The sequence below is a fragment of the Cupriavidus sp. 05T41 genome, from assembly GCF_056396525.1.
In genome coordinates this window covers 1-21,413 of sequence record NZ_JBFTLQ010000062.1, presented here as the reverse complement: position 1 = coordinate 21,413, position 21,413 = coordinate 1, and the positions used below count along the sequence as shown (strand labels likewise).

The 21,413-nt window shown below is 69.9% G+C and carries 16 protein-coding genes; 12 read left to right on the top strand and 4 right to left on the bottom strand.

Going from position 1 to position 21,413, the window contains the following annotated elements; all coding sequences use genetic code 11:
• The first annotated feature begins 4 nt into the window (after positions 1-4).
• The 5 genes from AC1DKV_RS28940 to gspF are packed head-to-tail and all read left to right on the top strand — an operon-like array spanning position 5 to position 6,667.
• Positions 5-601 carry a type II secretion system protein M gene (locus AC1DKV_RS28940; RefSeq protein WP_477138587.1) on the top strand — a complete coding sequence of 199 codons (597 nt, stop codon included), beginning with the start codon at positions 5-7 and terminating at the stop codon, positions 599-601.
• The gene (gene gspN, locus AC1DKV_RS28935; protein WP_477138569.1) at positions 601-1,428 is read left to right on the top strand and encodes a type II secretion system protein N; all 828 of its coding nucleotides are present in this window, start codon (positions 601-603) and stop codon (positions 1,426-1,428) included. The genes AC1DKV_RS28940 and gspN overlap by 1 nt, the downstream gene beginning before the upstream one ends.
• A 54-nt stretch (positions 1,429-1,482) precedes the next feature.
• Positions 1,483-3,870, top strand: coding sequence for a type II secretion system secretin GspD (gspD, locus tag AC1DKV_RS28930; RefSeq protein ID WP_477138568.1), 2,388 nt, complete (start codon positions 1,483-1,485; stop codon positions 3,868-3,870).
• 8 nt (positions 3,871-3,878) lie between these two features.
• Positions 3,879-5,429: a type II secretion system ATPase GspE gene (gene gspE, locus AC1DKV_RS28925; protein WP_477138567.1), complete on the top strand. Its 1,551-nt coding sequence runs from the start codon at positions 3,879-3,881 to the stop codon at positions 5,427-5,429.
• Positions 5,430-5,449: 20 nt separating this feature from the next.
• On the top strand, positions 5,450-6,667 hold the full coding sequence (gspF, locus tag AC1DKV_RS28920) for a type II secretion system inner membrane protein GspF (RefSeq protein ID WP_477138566.1): 1,218 nt from the start codon (positions 5,450-5,452) through the stop codon (positions 6,665-6,667).
• 143 nt (positions 6,668-6,810) lie between these two features.
• Here gspF and AC1DKV_RS28915 read toward each other — a convergent pair whose 3' ends face one another.
• Positions 6,811-8,871 carry an NYN domain-containing protein gene (locus AC1DKV_RS28915; protein ID WP_477138565.1) on the bottom strand — a complete coding sequence of 687 codons (2,061 nt, stop codon included), beginning with the start codon at positions 8,869-8,871 and terminating at the stop codon, positions 6,811-6,813.
• Between the two features lie 327 nt (positions 8,872-9,198).
• Between AC1DKV_RS28915 and AC1DKV_RS28910 the strand changes: the two genes are divergently transcribed.
• Positions 9,199-12,792, top strand: a complete 3,594-nt coding sequence (locus AC1DKV_RS28910) for an indolepyruvate ferredoxin oxidoreductase family protein (RefSeq protein WP_477138564.1) — start codon at positions 9,199-9,201, stop codon at positions 12,790-12,792.
• A gap of 135 nt (positions 12,793-12,927) precedes the next feature.
• On the opposite strand, the gene AC1DKV_RS28905 is transcribed toward AC1DKV_RS28910, so the two are convergent.
• The gene (locus AC1DKV_RS28905) at positions 12,928-13,542 is read right to left on the bottom strand and encodes an HD domain-containing protein (RefSeq protein WP_477138563.1); all 615 of its coding nucleotides are present in this window, start codon (positions 13,540-13,542) and stop codon (positions 12,928-12,930) included.
• Positions 13,543-13,671: 129 nt separating this feature from the next.
• Between AC1DKV_RS28905 and AC1DKV_RS28900 the strand changes: the two genes are divergently transcribed.
• The 4 genes from AC1DKV_RS28900 to AC1DKV_RS28885 all read left to right on the top strand — a co-directional run bounded on the left by AC1DKV_RS28900 (position 13,672) and on the right by AC1DKV_RS28885 (position 17,241).
• Complete coding sequence (locus tag AC1DKV_RS28900) at positions 13,672-14,091, top strand: GNAT family acetyltransferase (protein ID WP_477138562.1); 420 nt, start codon at positions 13,672-13,674, stop codon at positions 14,089-14,091.
• 26 nt (positions 14,092-14,117) lie between these two features.
• Positions 14,118-14,534: a VOC family protein gene (locus tag AC1DKV_RS28895; RefSeq protein ID WP_441613009.1), complete on the top strand. Its 417-nt coding sequence runs from the start codon at positions 14,118-14,120 to the stop codon at positions 14,532-14,534.
• Positions 14,535-14,611: 77 nt separating this feature from the next.
• Positions 14,612-15,871, top strand: a complete 1,260-nt coding sequence (locus AC1DKV_RS28890; protein WP_477138561.1) for an MFS transporter — start codon at positions 14,612-14,614, stop codon at positions 15,869-15,871.
• Positions 15,872-16,110: 239 nt separating this feature from the next.
• Positions 16,111-17,241, top strand: a complete 1,131-nt coding sequence (locus tag AC1DKV_RS28885; RefSeq protein ID WP_477138586.1) for an MFS transporter — start codon at positions 16,111-16,113, stop codon at positions 17,239-17,241.
• A gap of 11 nt (positions 17,242-17,252) precedes the next feature.
• On the opposite strand, the gene AC1DKV_RS28880 is transcribed toward AC1DKV_RS28885, so the two are convergent.
• Entirely contained in the window at positions 17,253-18,146 is an 894-nt protein-coding gene (locus tag AC1DKV_RS28880) for a dioxygenase family protein (RefSeq protein WP_441613056.1), read from the bottom strand.
• A gap of 362 nt (positions 18,147-18,508) precedes the next feature.
• On the opposite strand from AC1DKV_RS28880, the gene AC1DKV_RS28875 reads away from it, so the two are divergent.
• Positions 18,509-18,748 (top strand): hypothetical protein, encoded by a 240-nt coding sequence (locus tag AC1DKV_RS28875; RefSeq protein WP_477138560.1) that lies wholly within the window; start codon positions 18,509-18,511, stop codon positions 18,746-18,748.
• A gap of 229 nt (positions 18,749-18,977) precedes the next feature.
• Positions 18,978-20,294, top strand: coding sequence for an MFS transporter (locus tag AC1DKV_RS28870; RefSeq protein WP_441613006.1), 1,317 nt, complete (start codon positions 18,978-18,980; stop codon positions 20,292-20,294).
• Positions 20,295-20,371: 77 nt separating this feature from the next.
• Here AC1DKV_RS28870 and AC1DKV_RS28865 read toward each other — a convergent pair.
• Positions 20,372-21,413: DUF3999 domain-containing protein (locus AC1DKV_RS28865; RefSeq protein WP_477138559.1), on the bottom strand; the 1,042-nt coding region annotated here is incomplete at its 5' end.

Genomic DNA, 21,413 nt, shown 5'->3' with positions numbered 1-21,413 from the left:
CCCGATGAAAGACACCGCATCCAAGCCCGGCTCCGCCGCCCGCCCGCGCGCCGCCGAGCGGCTGGCGCGCCTGCGCCCGCGCGTGCCGCAGCGCTGGCAGGAGCGTTTCCAGGCCTTCTGGTCGGCACGCAACCCGCGCGAGCAGGCCATCCTGGCCGGCGGCGGCACCGTGCTGGCGCTCGTGATCGGCTACAGCGTGCTGTGGGAGCCCGCCGCCGACGGCCGCGCCAGGCTGGCGCGCAGCCTGCCGCAGCTGCGCGGCGACCTGKCCGAGATGGAAACGCTCGCGCAGGAAGCGCGCGGCCTGGCCGCCAGCCCGGCGCCATCGCTGCGCGGCGAGGCGCTGACGCAGGCGCTGCAGGACAGCCTGGCCCAGCACGGCCTGAAGGCCACGCGCCTGGCCAGCACCGGCGACAACGGCGTGCAGCTCCAGCTCGACAAGGTCCCGTTCGGCGCCGTGGCCAGCTGGCTGCAGGACGTGCGCCAGCAACAGCGGCTCAAGGTAACCGACACGCGCATCGTCTACGTGGGCGCCACCGMCATGGTGAACGTCACCGCTACCCTGCAAGGCCCGGCCGCCAATCCGGGCGGGCGAGGCTGATGGCGCGCCTGGAGGCGCTCCGGCTGGCCCGCCGCGGCATGCGCAGCCCGCGCGGCTGGCGCCGCCTGGGCTGGCTTGCGCTGGGCCTGGCGACGGTCGCGCTGACGGTGCTGGCGGCCTTTCCCGCGGCCTGGATCGCCGACGGCATMGCCACCCGGAGCCAGCGCCGCGTGCTGCTGGCCGACGCCGAGGGCTCGCTGTGKAACGGCAGCGCGACGCTGGCGCTGTCCGCCGGCGCCGGCAGCGAGACCGCCACCGTGCTGCCCGGGCGGCTGCACTGGTCGGTGGCGTTCTGGCCGCTGCTCACCGGCACCCTGCGCCTGGTGGTCACGCATTCGGAAGCGATGAGCGGCCCGGTGGGCGTGGCAGTCACGCCGCTGGGCTGGACCGCGCAGGCGGGCGCCATCCGGCTGCCGGCTGCGCTGCTCGAAGGCGTTGGCGCGCCGTTCAACACCCTGCGCCCGGACGGCCTGATGCGCATCGACTGGTCCATGCTGCAGGGCCGCTTCTTCCGCCGCGCGGGCGACAGCGGCGGCGGTGGCATGACCGGCCACCTGACGCTGCGCCTCGAGCAAGTATCATCGGCTGTCAGCCGGGTGCGCCCGCTGGGCAGCTACCGCGCGGAGATCGACTGGGGCGGCGCCGACGGCAAGATAGAGCTGACAACCCTTGCCGGGCCGCTGCGCCTGCAAGGCAGCGGCATCCTGGGCCGCCAGGCACGCTTCGAGGGCACGGCCAGCGCCGACCCCGACGCCGCCGCGCAATTGGTGGGCCTGTTGAGCCTGCTGGGACGACGTGAGGACAATGTGACACGGCTGCGCTTCTGACCCGGCGGCAGGCGCGCCCCGCGCGCTCMTGCCGCCCGCAGCCCGGAACCGATTATGAAAACCCAAGCTCTACGACTCTCGTTCAAGACCCGCTGCGCCCGCGCCACCGCGCTGGTGTGCGGCCTCTCCCTGCTGGCGCCGGCGCCGCTGTGGGCCCAGCAACCGGCCCCGCAACCGGCGCAGCCGCCGGCCCAGCCCGGCCAGCCACCCGACCTGACCCCGCGCAACCGCGACCAGGTCGTGCTCAACTTCGTCAACGCCGACCTGGAATCGGTGGTGAAGGCGGTGGGGCAGGCCACCGGCAAGAATTTCGTCATCGACCCGCGCGTCAAGGGCTCGGTGAACCTGGTGACCGAACAGCCGGTATCGCGCTCGCAGGCGCTGGAAACGCTGGGTTCGGTGCTGCGCATGCAGGGCTATGCGATGGTCGAGAGCAATGGCTTCACCAAGGTGGTGCCGGAAGCCGACGCCAAGCTGCAGGGTTCGCCGATCGTGGTCGGCGGCGGCCGCTCGCGCGGCGACCAGGTCGTGACCCAGGTGTTCCGCCTCAACTATGAGTCGGCCAACAACCTGGTGCCGGTGCTGCGGCCCATGATCGCCCCCAACAACACCATCACCGCCTACCCGGGCAACAACACGCTGGTCATCACCGACTACGCCGAGAACCTGCAGCGCCTGGCCCGCATCATCGCCGCCATCGACGCGCCGGCCTCCGGCGAGGTCGAACTGGTGCCGCTCAGGAACGCCATCGCCAGCGACGCCGCGCTGGTCCTGCAGAAACTGCTGGACCCGGGCGCGGCGGGCGGTGCCGGCGGCGCGGTGCCCGGCGGCGACGTCTCCCTGCGCACCACCGTGGTGGCCGAGCCGCGCAGCAATGCGCTGATGATCCGCGCGTCCAGCCGCGCGCGCCTGCAGCAGGCGCGCCAGCTGATCGAGAAGCTCGACCAGCCCTACGCGCKGGCGGGCAACATCTGGGTGGTGCCGCTGAAGAACGCAGAGGCCACCAAGCTGGCGCAGACCTTGCGCGCCATCGTGGCCGCCGACAGCTCGTTCAGCACCGGCCAGCCTGGCACGTCCGGCGCCGCCGGCGTGGGCTCCACCGGTACCGGCGGCCTGCTCAACACCTCCACGCCCGCCAGCGGCCAGTACACCGGCGGCACCACGGGCAGCATGCGCAGCGGTTCGGGCTCGGGCTTCGGCGMCGGCGGCGGCTCGGCCTTCTCGGCCTCGTTCGCCACCACCAACCTGCCCACCACGGGCGGCATCATCCAGGCCGACCCCGCCACCAACTCGCTGATCATCACCGCCAGCGAACCGGTCTACCGCAACCTGCGCGCCGTGATCGACGACCTCGACGCGCGCCGCGCGCAGGTCTACATCGAGTCGATGATCGTGGAGGTCTCCTCCACCCAGACCGGCCAGCTCGGCATCCAGTKGCAAGGCCTGATCAACTCGCGCGGCAGCAATACCAACGTCTTTGCCGGCACCAACTTCGGCACCGGCGGCCAGAACATCATCAACCTGACGGGCGCCGCCGCCGCGATCAATGCCGGTGGCGTCGCGGCCATTCCTGCGGTGTCGGKCCTGATCCCGGACCTGGCCGGCCTGAACCTCGGCCTCGTCAACAAGGCCATGGGCCTGGGGGCGCTGCTGCACGCGCTGGGCGCCGAYGGCAGTGTCAACCTGCTGTCCACGCCGAACCTGATCACGCTGGAGAACGAAGAAGCCAAGATCCTGATCGGCCAGAACATCCCGATCACCACCGGCTCCTATGCGCAGACCGGCAGCGCCGCCACCGTCACGCCGTTCCAGACCTTCGACCGCAAGGACGTCGGCATCACGCTGCGGGTCAAGCCGCAGATCACCGACKGCGGCCTGGTGAAGATGCAGATCTACCAGGAGTCGTCCTCCGTGGTCGCAGGCACCGCCTCGCTCACGCAGGGCCCCACCACCAATGTTCGCTCGATCGAGACCAACGTGCTGGTGGACGACGGCCAGATCATCGTGCTCGGCGGCCTGATCGAAGACACCTACGGCGACGGCGTGCAGAAGGTGCCGGGCCTGGGCGACCTGCCGCTGATTGGCGGCCTGTTCCGCTACGAGAACAAGAACCGCGGCAAGACCAACCTGCTGGTGTTCCTGCGACCCTACGTGATGCGCACCGCCGGTGCCACCGACCGCCTCACGCAGGACCGCTACGACTACATGCGCGGCCTGCAGCAAAGCTACGTCTCGCCCAACATCATGACGCGCGACACCAACACGCCGGTGCTGCCGCCGGCCGATGCGCCGATGACGCCCTTCGTCGACCCGCGTTCGCGCGGGCCGGTGCCGGGCCCGCTGCCGCTGGAGCAGACGCTGCCGCAGTCGCGCCAGCAGCCGGCGCCGGGCGCGCCGGGCGCCGGCAGCGGCACCGTGGACGCCGCCCGCGGCGGGAACTGAGACACGCCATGGCAACTAGCATCGCCCCTGCCGGCGCGCCGGCCGCAACGCCCGAGGCGGCGCTGGAGCCGCCTTCGACCATGGCCGCGCGCCTGGTCCCCTACGGCTTCGCGCGCGAGGCGCGCCTGCTGATCGCGCACCAGCAYGCGGACGGGCTGGAGGTCTGGGTCAGCCGCGCCACCTCGCCCGCGGCGCTGGCCGAGCTGACGCGMGTGCACGGGCCGCTGCACCTGCGCGTGCTGGAACCGGATGCGCTMGAACTGGCCATGTCCGAGGCCTACAACCGCCAGGACAGCGGCAGCGCCGCGCAGGTGGTGGGCGAGGTGGAGGGCGAAGTCGACCTGTCGCGCCTGATGCAGGACATTCCCGCCGTGGAAGACCTGCTCGAATCCGAGGACGACGCGCCCATCATCCGCATGATCAATGCGCTGCTCACGCAGGCCGCGCGCGAAGGCGCCTCGGATATCCATATCGAGCCGTTCGAGTCGTCCTCGGTGGTGCGCTTTCGCGTGGACGGCACGCTGCGCGACGTGGTGCGCCCGAAGAAGGCGCTGCACGGCGCGCTGATCTCGCGCATCAAGATCATGGCGCAGCTCGACATCGCCGAGAAGCGCCTGCCGCAGGACGGCCGCATCACGCTGCGCGTGGGCGGGMGTCCGGTGGACGTACGCGTCTCGACCCTGCCCACCGGCCACGGCGAACGCGCGGTGCTGCGCCTGCTCGACAAGGAAGCCGGCCGCCTCGACCTGGCCAAGCTCGGCATGGCGCCCGGCACGCTGGGCGGCTTCGATCACCTGATCCGCCAGCCGCACGGCATCGTGCTGGTGACCGGGCCGACCGGCTCGGGCAAGACCACCACGCTGTACGCCGCGCTGTCGCGCCTCGATTCGCGCACCACCAACATCATKACGGTGGAAGACCCGATCGAGTACGACCTCGACGGCATCGGCCAGACCCAGGTCAACCCGCGCATCGACATGACCTTCGGCAAGGCGCTGCGGGCCATCCTGCGCCAGGACCCGGACGTGGTGATGATCGGCGAAATCCGCGACCTCGAAACCGCGCAGATCGCGGTGCAGGCCTCGCTCACCGGCCACCTGGTGCTGGCCACGCTGCACACCAACGATTCCGCCTCGGCGGTGACGCGGCTGGTCGACATGGGCATCGAGCCCTTCCTGCTGTCGTYGTCGCTGMTCGGCGTGCTGGCGCAGCGGCTGGTACGCCGGCTCTGCCCGCACTGCAAGCGCGAGGAAGTGATCGAAGTCACGCCCGAGGAAGCCGATGCCCTGCTCGCCCAGGGCAAGCCGTTGCAGCGCGTGTGGCACGCGGTGGGCTGCGACAAGTGCGGACATTCCGGCTACCAGGGCCGCATGGGCGTGTACGAGCTGCTGAGCGTCGACGATGAGATCCGCACCATGATCCACCGGCAGTCGCCCGAGTCCGAGATCAAGAAGGTGGCACTCGCGCATGGCACGCACACCATGCGCGGCGATGCGCAGCGCTGGATCGACAGCGGCGCCACCGCGCTGGAAGAAGTGCTGCGCGTGACGCGCGACTAGCAGGACACCCGAGCAAAACCATGCCCGCCTATCGTTACGAGGCCGTTGACGCCGCCGGCAAGACCGACCGCGGGGTGATCGAKGCCGACAGCCCCAAGCAGGCCCGCGGCCAGTTGCGCGCACGCGGCCTGACCCCGCTCAACGTAGACCCGCTGGCCGGCGTCGGCGGCGTGCAGAAGAGCAGCACGGCGTCCTTCGTGCGGCGCCTGTCCACCCAGGAGCAGGCGCTGTTMACGCGCCAGCTCGCCAGCCTGATCGTGGCCGGCCTGCCGCTGGACGAAGCGCTGGCCGCGCTGGCCGACCAGGCCGAGCGCCGCTACGTGCACGAGCTGCTGGCGGGCATCCGCGCCGAGGTGATGGGCGGCAGCTCGCTGTCGCTGGCGCTGCAGCAGCATCCGCGCGATTTCCCCGACATCTACCGCGCGCTGGTCTCGGCCGGCGAGCACTCCGGCCACCTCGGCCTGGTGCTGGAAAAGCTGGCCGACTACATCGAGACGCGCAACACGCTCACCGCCAAGATCAGGCTGGCCTTCACCTACCCGGCCATCGTCACCGTGGTGGCCTTCGCCATCGTGATCTTCCTGCTTTCCTACGTGGTGCCGCAGGTGGTGAGCGTGTTCGCCAACACCAAGCAGAAGCTGCCCACGCTGACCATCATCATGCTGGCGCTGTCGGATTTCGTGCGCAACTGGTGGTGGGCCGCGCTGGCCTTCATCGTCGCGGTGGCGTTCGGCATCCGCAGCCTGCTGCGCCAGCCCGGGGTGCGGCTGTCGTGGCACCGCTGGCTGCTGACCGCGCCGCTGCTGGGCAAGCTGATCCGCGGCTACAACACCGCGCGCTTCGCCAGCACGCTGGCCATCMTGGTGTCGGCCGGCGTGCCCATCCTGCGCAGCCTGCAGGCAGCCGGCGAGACCCTGACCAACGAAGCGCTCAAGGACAACGTGGACGACGCCACCACGCGTGTGCGCGAAGGCGCCTCGCTGGCGCGCGCGCTGGCCGCGCAGAACCAGTTCCCGCCGGTGCTGGTGCACCTGATCCGCTCGGGCGAGGCCACCGGCAACCTGCCGGTGATGCTGGAGCGCGCCGCCCAGGGCGAAGGCCAGGAACTGGAGCGGCGCACGCTGTTCCTCACCAGCCTGCTGGAGCCGCTGCTGATCCTGAGCATGGGTGTGGTGGTATTGCTGATCGTGCTGGCGGTGCTGATGCCGATCATCGAGATCAACCAGCTGGTGCGGTAGCGCCCGAGGCCGGCTGAGGCAGGCAGAAATGAAAACGGCGCCGGAATGACMGGCGCCGTTTCTCCTTGCTTCTCTTCTGCCCTTGACGGCGTGCGGGCCGCGGCGCGCCACACATGGCACGCCTGTTACCCGCGGTCCCTGGCCTATTCGGCAGCCTTGGCCGTCTTCTTCGGGGCGCGCTTGGCCGGTGCCTTCTTGGCGGCCGGCTCGGCAGCCTTCTTCGCGGGCGCAGCCTTTTTGGCGGGTGCGGCCTTTTTGGCGGGCGCGGCCTTTTTCACCGCCGCGGCCTTCTTGGCAGGTGCCGCGGCCTTCTTGGCCGGAGCCTTCGGCTTGGCTTTCGCCTTGGCCTTCGGTTTTGCCTCGACCAGGGGCTYGGCGCCTTGCGCGGCTTCGGCGGCTTCGGCGGCTTCGGCTACTTCAGCAGCTTCGGCCACCGGGGTCGCCTCAACCGTCTCGACCGTCTCGACCGTCTCGACCACTTCGTCCGCCTTGCGCGCTTCGGCCGGCTCGACCGCTTCGACCGGCCTGGCCGGCTTGACCGGCCTGGTCACCTCGACCCGCTCTACCACCGGCGCGATCACGGTCGCGGAAGGCGCTACGAAGAGCGACCGGTCCATCGGCCACGGGGTCTCGCTCAGCGTGACTTCGGGCTTGGGCGGCTTGCGGCGGCGCGCGGCGTTCGTCGCACCGGCATCGCCTTCCGTCAGTTCGCCTTCCATCGACTCGGCATCATCGAAGCCGTCCTGCGCCAGCGCGAGGGCGTCCAGCGGATCGACCACGAACGAAGGCACGTCATCGCTCTCGTCCGCCTGCGCAGCGTGCTCGGGCAGCGGCGCGGGCTGGATCGGCAGCGCAGGCTGCTGCGCCGGCGCGGGACGCGCACCGTGCGCCTGCTGGGAAGCATGGCGATCGCCGCCCTGGCGGCCGTCGCCGCGGCGGTTGTCGCCGCGACGGCTGTCGCGGTTTTCACGGTTGTCGCGGTTTTCGCGGTTGTCGGGCTGGCGGCTTTCGCGGTTGTCGCCCTGGCGATTGTCCGGCTGGCGGCCTTCGCGGTTGTCGGTCTGGCGATTGTCGGGCTGACGGCCTTCGCGGGTGTCGGCCTGGCGATTGTCGGGCTGACGGCCTTCGCGGGTGTCGGCCTGGCGATTGTCCGGCTGACGGCCTTCGCGGTTGTCGGTCTGGCGATTGTCGGGCTGACGGCCTTCGCGGTTGTCGGTCTGGCGATTGTCGGGCTGACGGCCTTCGCCTTGGCGGTTGTCGCGGTTGTCGCGGTTGTCGCGGTTCTCGCCCTGGCGGGCGTCACGATTGTCGCGGCTCTCCACCTGGCGGCTTTCGGTCGGCCGGCTTTCTGCCGGGCGGCTCTCGGCCGGGCGATTGTCGCGGCTGTCGCCCTGGCGGCCTTCGGCCGGGCGGCTCTCGCCTTCGCCTTGCTTCGAACGGCGCTTGAGGCGCACCCACAGCGTCTTGTTGTTGCCGCCGTTACGCGTCTCGACTTCGAACAGGCCAGTGGCGGCCACCAGCTCGGAGAGCTTGCCGTAACCGTAGTTGCGCGAGTCGAATTCCGGCGCCTGCTTGGCGATATGGGTACCCATGCCGCCCAGCGTGGACCAGCCCTCTTCGTCGGACACGGCCTGCGAAGCGTTCTGCAGCAAGCGCACCAGGCGCGAATCCTGGCGCAGCTCGCCGCTGTTGCGCTTGCGCGCGGGCGCGGCGGTGCCATCCGCCTCCGTGTCGGTATCGGCATCGCTGTCGGCGGCGCGCAGCACGTCGGCGTAGATGAATTTGTCGCAGGCGGTGACGAACGGCTTGGGCGTCTTGCGCTCGCCGAAGCCATACACGGTCAGGCCCTGCTCGCGGATGCGCGAGGCCAGGCGCGTGAAATCGCTGTCGCTGGAGACGATGCAGAAGCCGTCGAAGCGGCCCGTGTACAGCAGGTCCATCGCGTCGATGATCATCGCGCTGTCGGTGGCGTTCTTGCCCACCGTGTAGCGGAACTGCTGGATCGGCTGGATCGAGTGCGAGAGCAGGCGCTCCTTCCAGCTGGCGAGATTGGGCTTGGTCCAGTCGCCGTAGATGCGCTTGACGGCGGCCACGCCGTACTTGGCGACTTCGGCCAGCAAGCCTTCGACGATGGCGGGCGCCGCATTGTCGGCGTCGATCAGCACGGCCAGGGTGGCGGTGCCCTGGCGGGAGGAAATGGTCATTTAGGATCCTGGAGGCCGGTCGGCCTCGGGTAGGGCGGGTTGCACCGTGGCGCGCTCCCTCGGGATATGGCGCACGGTCCGCATCTGCCCGTTCGTTGTGCAAACTGTTTGCAGCGCAGTGTACACGCGAAGCCGTGACAACATGGGAAAGCGCGCCCGCGGCTGGCGCATTTATTGCTGCATCGCAAGGTGCCGCCTCTCCGGGGCCGGTGCTACCATGCTGCAAAGAGACACGGTCGTCCTATGCCTTCACGAGAGGCTGCGCACGGCCGCCCACAACTGAAGTGAGTCGGCGATCCCGACTGCATTCCCCATAGAGGAGCACCTATGAATGCCCCCTTGACTCCGCCGGTCAGCGACGCCATCCGCCGCGCGCTCGAAAACGTTTCCCTGGACGACAAATACACGMTCGAACGCGGCCGCATCTATATCAGCGGCATGCAGGCCCTGGTGCGCCTGCCGATGCTCCAGCGCGAACGCGACCGCGCCGCCGGGCTCAACACCGCGGGCTTCATTTCCGGCTACCGCGGCTCGCCGCTGGGCGGGCTGGACCAGTCGCTGTGGAAGGCCAAGAAGCACCTRGCCGCCCACGACATCGTGTTCCAGCCGGGCCTGAACGAAGACCTCGCCGCCACGTCGGTATGGGGATCGCAGCAGGTCAATATGTACCCGGACGCGAAGTTCGACGGCGTGTTCGGCATGTGGTACGGCAAGGGCCCCGGCGTGGACCGCACCGCCGATGTCTTCAAGCACGCCAATTCGTCCGGCTCCTCGAAGCATGGCGGCGTGCTGGTGCTGGCGGGCGACGATCACGCCGCCAAGTCCTCCACGCTGGCGCACCAGTCCGAGCACATCTTCAAGGCCTGCGGGCTGCCGGTACTGTTTCCGTCCAATGTGCAGGAGTACCTCGACTTCGGCCTGCACGGCTGGGCCATGAGCCGCTATTCCGGACTGTGGGCGGCGATGAAGTGCGTAACCGACGTGGTGGAATCGTCGGCCTCGGTCGAACTCGATCCGCATCGCGTGGAGATCGTGCTACCCGAGGATTTCGCGGTGCCGCCGGGTGGCCTCAATATCCGCTGGCCGGACCCGCCGCTCGAACAGGAAGCCCGCCTGCTGGACTTCAAGTGGTACGCCGGCCTGGCCTATGTGCGCGCCAACAAGATCGACCGCATCGAGATCGATTCGCCACAGGCGCGCTTCGGCATCATGACCGCCGGCAAGGCGTATCTCGACACCCGCCAGGCCCTGTGCGACCTGGGCCTGGACGAAGAGACCTGCGCGCGCATCGGCATCCGCCTGTACAAGGTGGGCTGCGTGTGGCCGCTGGAGGCGCACGGCGCGCGCGCGTTCGCCGAAGGCCTGCAGGAAATCCTGGTGGTCGAGGAAAAGCGCCAGATCATGGAGTACGCGCTCAAGGAAGAGCTGTACAACTGGCGCGACGACGTGCGCCCCAAGGTCTACGGCAAGTTCGACGAGAAKGACAACGCCGGCGGCGAGTGGTCGATMCCGCAAAGCAACTGGCTGCTGCCGGCGCACTATGAGCTGTCGCCGGCCATCATCGCGCGCGCCATCGCCACGCGCCTGGAGAAGTTMGAACTGCCGTCCGACGTGCGCGCACGCATCGCCGCGCGCATCGCGGTGATCGACGCCAAGGAGAAGAGCCTGGCGGTGCCGCGCGTGACGGCCGAGCGCAAGCCCTGGTTCTGCTCGGGCTGCCCGCACAACACGTCGACCAACGTGCCCGAKGGCTCGCGCGCGATGGCCGGCATCGGCTGCCACTACATGACGGTGTGGATGGACCGCAACACCAGCACCTTCAGCCAGATGGGCGGCGAAGGCGTGGCGTGGATCGGGCAGATGCCGTTCGCCGGCGCCAAGCACGTGTTCGCCAACCTGGGCGACGGCACCTACTTCCACTCCGGCCTGCTGGCGATCCGCGCCTCGATCGCGGCCAACGTCAACATCACCTACAAGATCCTCTACAACGACGCGGTCGCCATGACCGGCGGCCAGCCCATCGACGGCAAGCTGTCGGTGCAGGACGTGGCCAACCAGGTCGCGGCCGAAGGCGCGAAGCAGATCGTCATCGTCACCGACGAGCCGGACAAGTACAGCGCCGCCATCAAGCTGCCGCAAGGCGTGGAAGTGCATCACCGCGACKAGCTGGACAAGATCCAGCGCGAGCTGCGCGAAGTGCCGGGCTGCACGATCCTGATCTACGACCAGACCTGCGCCACCGAGAAGCGCCGCCGCCGCAAGCGCGGCACCTATCCGGACCCGGCCAGGCGCGCCTTCATCAACGATGCGGTCTGCGAAGGCTGCGGCGACTGCTCGGTCAAGTCCAACTGCCTGTCGGTGGAACCGCTGGAGACCGAGTTCGGCACCAAGCGGCAGATCAACCAGTCGTCGTGCAACAAGGACTTCTCCTGCGTCAACGGCTTCTGCCCGAGCTTCGTCACGGCCGAAGGCGCGCAGGTGAAGAAACCCGAGCGCCACGGCATATCGATGGAGAGCCTGCCTGCGCTGCCGTTGCCTGAACTACCCGGCCTCGATCATCCGTACGGCGTGCTGGTCACCGGTGTCGGCGGCACCGGCGTGGTCACCATCGGCGGCCTGCTCGGCATGGCTGCGCACCTGGAGGACAAGGGCGTCACCGTGCTCGATATGGCGGGCCTCGCGCAGAAAGGCGGCGCCGTGCTCTCGCACGTGCAGATCGCCGCGCGGCCCGAGCAACTGCACGCCACCCGCATCGCCATGGGCGAGGCGGACCTGGTGATCGGCTGCGACGCCATCGTCAGCGCCACCGACGATGTCATCTCCAAGACCCAGGTCGGCCGCACGCGCGCCATCATCAACACCGCGCAGACACCCACGGCCGAGTTCATCAAGAACCCGAAGTGGCAGTTCCCCGGCGTGTCGGCCGAGCAGGATGTGCGCAACGCGGTCGGCGAGTCCTGCGACTTCATCAATGCCGGCGCCCTGGCCGTGGCACTGCTGGGCGACACCATCTACACCAACCCGCTGGTGCTGGGCTATGCCTGGCAAAAAGGCTGGCTGCCGCTGTCGCTCGACGCCATGGTGCGCGCGATCGAACTCAACGGCGTCGCGGTGGAGAAGAACAAGGCCGCCTTCGACTGGGGCCGCCACATGGCGCACGACCCGGAACACGTGCTGTCGCTCACCGGCAAGCTCAAGAGCACCGCCGAGGGCGCCGACGTGGTCAAGCTGCCCACCTCCTCCGGTGCGCTGCTGGAGAAGCTCATCACGCGCCGCGCCGAGCATCTCGCCGCCTACCAGGACGCCGCCTACGCGCAGACCTTCCGCGCTGCCGTGAACAACGTGCKCGCGAAGGAAATCGAACTGGTCGGCAGCGCCAAGCCGCTGCCGCTGACCGAGGCAGTGGCACGCAACCTGTCCAAGCTGATGGCCTACAAGGACGAGTACGAGGTCGCCCGCCTCTACACCGATCCGGTCTTCCTCGACAAGCTGCGCAGCCAGTTCGAGGGCGAGCCCGGGCGCGACTACCAGCTGAAGTTCTGGCTGGCACCGCCGCTGCTKGCCAAGCGCGACGAAAAGGGCCACCTGGTCAAGCGCGCTTTCGGCCCGTCCACCATGACCCTGTTCCGCCTGCTGGCGAAACTCAAGGGCCTGCGCGGCGGCCCGCTCGACGTGTTCGGCAGGACCGCCGAGCGCCGCACCGAACGCGCGCTGATCGGCGAGTACCGCGCGCTGCTCGACGAGCTGACACGGGACCTGAGCCCGGCCAACCACGCGACCGCTGTCGCGCTGGCAAACCTGCCCGACGACATCCGCGGCTTCGGCCACATCAAGGATGACAACCTGGTCAAGGTGCGCTCGCGCTGGTCGGCGCTGCTGGAACAGTTCCGCCATCCGGAGACGGCGCAGCAGGTGGCATGAGGTGAAGCTCGGKCGCAGCCTTGCGGCGGCGCCCCGGTTGTCGTCAAACCCCGCGTTATTCGTAGCGCGGGGTTTTTTTTGGCGGCGCCATGTTCCGATCCGTTCCGGTCGGCCCGCCCGCCAGCGCGCACGCMCTCACGCCGGCTGCGCCAGCGTCGTCTCGTTTTCCTTCACGTACATCGAGTTGCGCGGCCGCGCGAACACGCGCCGCACCATCGGTTCGAAGAACGACAGCGGCAGGTTGTCGTAGTCCTGCATGAAGGCGGCGCCGTCGTACTTGGCGCAGAACTCGGCGGTGCGCGCGAACAGCTCGGGCTGGCCGCGGAATTGCTCGCGCAGGTTGCGGTCAAGGCCCAGGTGGTGAAAGAAGTAGTAGCCCTGGAACACGCCGTGCTTCTCCACCATCCACAGGTTCTCGGGGCTGACGAAGGGCTTGAGGATGGCCGCGGCGATGTCGGGATGGTTGAAGCTGCCGAGCGTGTCGCCGATGTCGTGCAACAGCGCGCACACCACGTATTCCTCGTCGCGGCCGTMACGGTGCGCCAGCGTGGCGGTCTGCAGGCTGTGGGCCAGGCGGTCGATGGGAAAGCCGCCGCAGTCGCCGTCGAGCAGCTTGAGGTGGGCCAGCACGCGGTCGGCCAGGTTTTGCGCGAAGGGCATGAACTCGGCGGAAATGGCGGCCCAGTCCTCGCGTGTGCCGTTTTCCATATGGCTGAAGGTGGCGCGGGCGTGCTTTGTGGTTTCGCTCATGGGGGTGGTCTCCTGTGGCGGGTTGTCCCCGCTTGTCTTGATATTGGCGAAGCCGATTCTGGCACAGCTTTCGCGGCTACACTGTCAAGGACTCGACATTACCGCCGCCGCGCGGCGCCTCGACCCAGCATGCAGATCCGCCCTTACCTGGCCTCCGACGAGCACGACATCATCGCCCTGTGGCAGGCCTGCGGCCTGACCCGGCCCTGGAACGACCCGAAGAAGGACATCGCCCGCAAGCTCACCGAGCAGCCCGAGCTGTTCCTGGTCGGGGAAGTGGATGGCCGCGCCGTGGCCTCCGCCATGGTCGGCTTCGACGGCCACCGCGGCTGGGTGTACTACCTGGCCGTGCATCMGGACCACCGGCGCCGCGACCACGGCCGCCGCCTGATGGCGCACGCCGAGCAGCTGCTGATCGAGCGCGGCTGCCCCAAGATCAACCTGCTGGTGCGCACCGGCAACCACYAGGTGATCGATTTCTACCGCAGCCTCGGGTACGCCCAKGACGAGGCGKTCAGCCTGGGCAAGCGGCTGATCCCGGACCTGTAGCCACACCACGCCACCGGCAGGCAGCCATGTTCCGCATCCTCGCCATCGATCACCTGGTCCTGCGCAGCGCCGATGTGCCCGCGCTGCTGCGTTTCTACGTGGAGGTGCTGGGCTGCAGCGTGGAGCGCGAGCAGCCGGCCTTCGGCCTGACCCAGCTGCGCGCCGGCAGCGGCCTGATCGACCTGGTCACGCTGGACGGCCCGCTCGGCCGCGCGGGTGGCGCCGGGCCCGGTGCGCAGGGGCACAACCTGGACCATTTCTGCCTGCGCGTCGATCCCTTCGACGCCGATGCCCTGGGCACCCACCTGCGCGCGCATGGGGTGGAGCCGGGTCCGGTGGAGATGCGCTTCGGCGCCGAGGGCAAGGGGCCGTCGATCTACGTGCGCGATCCCGATGGCAATGTCGTCGAGCTGAAGGGGCCGCCAACGGATACGGTTGCGTAGCCTGTGCGGCGAACTAGGCATGCGGGCCGGATAGCCCTACAATTCCCGCTTCMCTCCGCCGCCGCTCCGGGCGCGCCATGACCGCACAAGACGCTGCTTCCGCACCACCTGCCGGCCGGCCTCCCATTTCCCCGCGCCAGCTGGTCTGGACCCTCGGCATCACCGAGACCATTTCCTGGGGCACCCTCTATTTCGCTTTCACCGTCTTTATCGGGCCGATGAGCGCCGCGCTGGGCTATTCCAAGCCCTTCCTCGCCGGCGGCTATTCGCTGGGCCTGCTGGTGTGGGCAATGTGCTCGTTCGCCGTGGGCCGGCTGCTGGACCGCGTGCCGGCGCGCATCGTCATGACCACCGGCTCCGCGCTGGCCGGCTGCGGGCTAATGCTATGGGCCTGGAGTCCGAGCCAGGCGGCTTTCCTGCTGATGTGGATACCGCTGGGCCTGGCCATGTCCACCACGCTGTACGAGCCGGCCTTCGTGGTGCTGCGCCAGGCCTTCGGCGACGGCTACCAGAAGTCCATCATGACGGTGACGCTGATGGCCGGCTTCGCCAGCACGATCTTCGTGCCGCTGGCGCAATGGCTGGTGCTGCATCTGGGCTGGCGCGAGACGCTGCTGTGCTTCGCCGCGCTCAACCTGCTGGTCTGCGCGCCGCTGCACGCGCGCCTGCGCTACCTGGCGCACGCCAGCTACGCCGCCGCCCCGGCACCGGCCATGCCGCTGGCCGACCCGGCACAGCCCGGCATCGCGCGCCTCGCGCTGCGCCAGCCGGTGTTCTGGGCGGTGGTGCTGGCCTTCACKGCGCTGGCGGTGATTGCCTCGCTGCTGGGCGYCCACCTGATCCCGATGCTGACCGAGAAGGGACTGCCGCTGGGCGAGCAGTTGATCGTGGCGGCGCTGATCGGCCCGGCCCAGGTGGTGGGCCGGCTGGTCATGATGCGCTTCCCGGCGCGCCATCCGCTGCGCCTGTCGCTGCCGGTCTACGCGGTGATGAGCGTGGGCCTGGTGTGCTTCGCGCTCGGCTACGGCAAGTGGCTGATGGCGGCGGCCGTGCTCTACGGCTGCGCCAACGGCATCAACACCATGCTGCGCGCCATGGCCATGCCGGAGCTGATCTCGCGCCATCACTACGCCACGCTCAACGGCCTGATGATGACGCCGGTGCTGCTGATGCAGGCCGCCGCGCCCTGGCTGGGCGCGCTGCTGTGGCGCGCGGCCGGCGGCTACTGGCTGATGCTGTGGGTGATGGTGGCGCTGGCGCTGTCGGCGCTGGGGGCCTTCGCCTTCGCGCTGCACCAGCGCGGCCTGCTGCGCCMGGCCACGACCGCGCTGGCATAGCGCCGGCGAGCGCCGCATGGCGCGCACGTCATGCGGCCGACGCACCGATGTGCGACGATGCGGGGCTCGAACACTTCGCTGCGCCCGCCGGGGCACGGCGCGCCATGCCGGCGCGGCGGTGCGTGCCCTTCGCCAATATGCCCGATTCCTCCCCTGCCGAACTGACCCGGCCGTCCGCTCCCGACCCGTCTCCTGCCGTGCCCGGCGCGCGCCGCGTGGAGCACGCCGCGCGCGCCACCATGGCGCTGTTCTTCGTCAACGGCGCCACCTTCGCCACCTGGGGCGTGCATATCCCGACCATCAAGGCCCGCTTCGGCCTGTCCGACGCGGTGCTMTCGCTGGCCATGCTGGCGGTAGCCGGCGGCGCCATCGCGGCGATGGGCCCGGTGGGCCGCTGGGTAGCGYGCGCCGGCAGCGCCCGCGCCAGCCGCGCGAGCGGGCTGGTCTACGCGGCGGCCACGGTGGCCATCCTGGCCATGCCGGCATTCGCCCTGCTGATCCCCGCGCTGATCGCCTTCGGCATGGCCAACGCGGCCTTCGATGTCGGCATGAACGCGCAGGCCGCCACGGTGGAGAACAGCCGCGCGCGGCCCATCATGTCGGCACTGCACGGCATGTTCAGCCTGGGGGGCATGGCCGGCGCCGCGGCCGGCGGCCTGCTGATGGGCCTGGGCGTGCCGCCGCTGGCGCATGCCGCCGGCATGGCGCTGCTGACGGCAGCGGTCACGGCCGGCGTGGCGCCCCGGTTGCTGGAKGATCACCCGATGCCGCCGCCGTCCGCCCACCACCGCGACCATGCGGTGCGCGCGCTCTGGCTGCTGGGCCTGATGGCCTTCCTCGGGCTGGTTGGCGAAGGTGCGATGTACGACTGGACCAGCGTCTATATGCGCGAAGTGGCGCAGGCACCGCAAGCATGGATCAGCGCCGGCTACGCCGCCTTCTCGGGCGGCATGGCGTGCGGCCGCTTCGGCGGCGACCGCCTGCGCGCGCGCTGGTCGGACGCGCGCACGCTGAAGATCAGTGCCTGGGTCGCCTTCGCCGGGATCGCGCTGGCGCTGCTGTGGCCGTCGCCGCGGGCGGCGCTGGCCGGCTTTGCGCTGATGGGGCTGGKGGCGGCGAACATGGTGCCGGTGTTCTTCGTGGCGGCCTCGCGCCTGCCGGGCGTGGCACCGGCCGAGGCGATCGCGCGGGTCGCGCGCTTCGCCTACGTGGGCCTGTTGCTGGGGCCGGTCATCATCGGTGGCGTGGCCCACGTCAGCAGCCTTCGCTACGGGCTGGGCGTGGTCGCCATCACCATGGGCTGGATCGCGCTGGTGGGCGCGCGGCTGGCGCGGCCCTACCTGGGCGCAAGGAAGCAGCCGGCCAGGTAGCCGGCCGCCCGTCAGGCCGCCGCCCCGAGCGCGGCCGGGGCGGATGCGCCCTGCCCCTCGAACACGAAGGTGTCCATCGCCAGCACGCCGTAGGTGACATCGTCGGCCACGCGCGCCACCCCCGCGGCGGGCTGCCCGGGCCGCGCGCCGTCACGCGGCCCCAGCGCCGCGCCCAGCGCCACGAAGAACGGCAGCAGGTGTTCGTCGGTCGGGTGGGCACGGCGGGCATATGGCGCCTGCGCGCGGTAGTCGGCAATGCGGGTGGTGTCGCCGCTGGCGAGCGCCTCGGCAAGCGCCTCGCCCATCCAGTCGCGGAACGCCTCCACATATGACTCGGCCACCTCGCCGTGCTGCTCGCGCCGCCCGCCGGGGCCGAACACTTCCTGCAGGTTGTGGGTAAAGCTGCCCGAGGCCATCACCAGCACACCCTCGTCGCGCAACGGCGCGAGCGCGCGGCCAATCTCGATCTGGGCCGCGGGCGGCAGGTAGGGGTTGAGCGCCAGTTGCACCACCGGTACGTCGGCCGCGGGGAAGAAATGCCGCAGCGGCATCCATGCGCCGTGGTCCAGCGGGCGATCCTCGTCCTGCAGCACCACCGCGGCGCCAGGCACGTGCGCCGCCTCGACCAGGGCCTTGACGCGGCCGGCCAGCGCCGGCGAGCCGGGCGCGTTGTAGCGCAGTTCGTAGAGCGCGCGCGGGAATCCGCCGAAGTCGTGCCAGGCCTCCTGCCGCTCGCGCGTGCCGACCACCAGCGTGCTGTAGATCCAGTGCGCCGAGATCACCAGCACCGCGCGCGGCTGGCGCGCGCGCAACTGCTCGCCGAGCGCGTCGAGCGCGGCGCCGCTGGGGCCCGGCTCGAGCGCGAGCATGGGAGAGCCGTGGGAAACGTAGATGGCGGGAAGCATGATGTCTGCCTTCTGATCCATTGATACATCCGAGTGTGACAAAACGCGGCGGCGCTGGCAGCGGCCATTTGCGGACTCCTCCATCAAAAAACTTGAAGCCAGCGTGCATGGACCGCGCCGGCTAACGTTGGGTGCCCCACACAACGCTTTAAAGATCCCGGCACTTCCCCGGCAATCGGCTTATGATGGCAAGCGTGGGGTCCGGCACGGCTCCGGCAAGCCCCGCAACCCGCAACCTATGGTGACGACGCGCGCCCCGGCGCGTCCGGTTGGAGAACATCGTGGTCAAGCGCCMCGCCCGCAGCCCGAGACTGCCCCATGCGAACTGGTGGCAACCGGGTGTGTATGCAAGCGGACCGGCCGTGCTCCTGTGGATCGCAGCCCGCATCCCGGCTCCCTGGCTGGCCGGCTTCCTCAACTTCCCCGCTGCCACCGCGCTGCTCAATCACTGCGGCGATACCCTCTTCGTGACCGGCTGGCTGGCCAGTKCGCTGTGGCTGTGGCTGACGCGCAAGCGCGATCCCGCCGAGAGCGCGCCGCGCCACGTCGCGCAGGACAATGCCACCAAGCCCGGCGATCACAGGCCGCACCGCGCCGGCTGACGCCGCGGCGGGCAGCGCCGATCCGTCCTTGCCGCGCCCGCCGGGAACGCCACGCGCCGTACGGGTGTAACCTTGGGGCCACACGCAAGGGCCGGTCGCGCGCCGGCCCGTTTTTCCTGGCCGGCCGCCCGATCCCTTAACATGTTGCCTTTCAGTCCCCGCCGCATGCTGTTGCGCGCACGCGGACCGCAAGCCTGTTCCTTATCGCACCAGAAGCATCAGACGCATCATGCAAGCCAACACAGCAACATCCCCGATCCCGGATATCTCCAAAGCCCAGCGACGAAAAGCCATCCTGGCCGCCACCATCGGCAACGGCCTCGAATGGTTCGACTTCACGGTCTACAGCTTCTTCGCGCTCATCATCGCCAAGCTGTTCTTCCCCACCGGCAATGACCTCACCTCCTTCCTGCTGACCGTCGCCACCTTCGGCGTGGGCTTCTTCATGCGCCCGGTCGGCGCCATCGTGCTCGGCGTCTACGCCGACCGCGTTGGCCGCAAGGCGGCGCTGACGCTGACCATCCTGATGATGGCGCTCGGCACCGCCATCATCGGCCTGGCGCCCACCTATTCGTCGATCGGCCTSTGGGCMCCGGCGCTGATCGTGCTGGCCCGCCTGATCCAGGGGTTCTCGGCCGGCGGCGAGGTCGGCGGCGCCACCGCCTTCCTGATCGAGCACGCGCCCGACGAAGAGCGCGGCGCCTACGCCAGCTGGCAGCAGGCCAGCCAGGGCATCTCCTTCATGCTGGGCGCGGCCATGGGCGCACTGGTGATCAACGGCCTGGAGCCGGAGCAGATCGACGCCTGGGGCTGGCGCATCCCGTTCCTGTTCGGCCTGCTGATCGGCCCGGTCGGCATGTACATCCGCTCCCACCTGGAGGAGCCGCCCGCCTTCGAGGTGCGCCGCGCCGAGCGCAAGGCCAGCAAGGTCAAGTTCTCGCCGCTGACGCAGGTGCTGCGCGACCACCCGCGCGAAGTGCTGGCAGGCCTCGGCGTGACCATCCTGTGGACGGTCTGCACCTATGTGCTGGTGTTCTACATGCCGTCCTACGCCAAGCAGCAGCTCGGCCTGCCGCTGGGCGCCACGTTCCAGTCCACGGCCATCTGCGGCGCCATCATCCTGGTGCTGTGCCCGCTGATGGGCATGCTGTCCGACCGCGTGGGCCGCAAGCGCATGCTGGGCACCGTGGCGCTCATCATCGGCGTGCTGGCCTACCCGCTGTTCCACTGGCTCAACGTCTCGCCGACCACGCAGACGCTGCTGATGGTGCAGGTCATCCTGGGCATCCTGCTGGCTGCCTTCACCGGCCCCGCGCCGGCGGTCCTGGCCGAGCAGTTCCCGACCGAAGTGCGCTCCACCGGCCTGTCGCTCGCCTATAACTTCGCGGTGACCATCTTCGGCGGCTTCGCCCCGCTGATCGTGACCTGGCTGATCACCTCGAGCGGCAGCAAGCTGGCACCCGCCTACTACGTGATCGCCGCCGCCGTGGTGAGCTTCATCGCGCTGCTGTTCATGCACGACCGCACCGGCAAGCCGCTGCAATGACGGCCGCGCCGGCGCCGGATTGCGCCGGCGAGCCATGAACGGATAAAAAGAAGCCAACCGCGAGGTTGGCTTTTTTTTCAGGGCGGCGGATCGCGGGCGGGCGGCGCCGCCCCGAGCGAGCGCAGCAACCGCCAGGCCATGAAGCCGAGCACGCCCACCGCCACCAGCAAGGCGCCCCACAACACCAGGCGCCGCGTATMGGCGGACACCGCCGCGGACTGCGGCGAGGCCGTCATGCCCGCGATATGCGCGTTGCCGATTACCGGCGCGGGACCGGCGAGCAGTTCGTCGCGCGCAACGCGCCCGGGCTCCGGCGCCGTCCCCTGCGCCTCGCCCACCGCCAGCGAAAACGGCGCCGCGCCGCGCGCAACAAAGGTCAGCACGGCTGGCCGCCAGCCCAGCGCCAGCTCCGGCATGCCGCTGCCCAGGCCGCCACTGCGCCCCGCTACGCTCAGGCGCCAGAAACGGTCGGCATTGCGGCTGATCGCCAGCGGCGCATTTTCCTGCTCGGTACCGCCGGCGCCCGCCAGGCGAAAGAGTTGCATGCTGCTGGCCAGGCGCCAGGCCGATTGCGCATCGGGGCGCGACCACAGCGTGGCCTGCGCCACGGTATTGGCCTGCGGCAGGCGGATGCGCACGCGCTCGGCGGGAAAGCGGCCGCCGCTGTCGAACAGGTACTCGTCGCCGGTTCCCGCCTGTGTGGCGACGATACCGTCGCGCCATTGCAGCGACAGCGGCGGCGGCGCGCTTGCCGCCACGGTTTCGACCTGTACGCGCAGCGGGACCGGCKGCGTGCCCAGCCACTGCAGCCGCAGGTAACGCGCGCGCACGCGCGCAAGCGTCACGCGGTCCTGTGTGAGCGTGCTGCCGTCGCGCGTCAGGCGCAGCAGTTGCGCCGTGCCCGCGCCCTGCCATTGCTGCAAGTCGTCGCTCGTGGTCACTTGCACGCCGCCCTGGAAGTCGCCTTCGGGCAAGCCGATCACCACCGCGCTGGCCGCCGCGCGCAGCTGGCTCAGATCCAGCAGCCAGGCCGCCGGCTTGCCGGCGGGCGGCGGCGGGCTGGCCGCGCGCAGCGCGCCGTCGCTGCCGATCACCACGCCCATGGGCGCGCCCTGGACC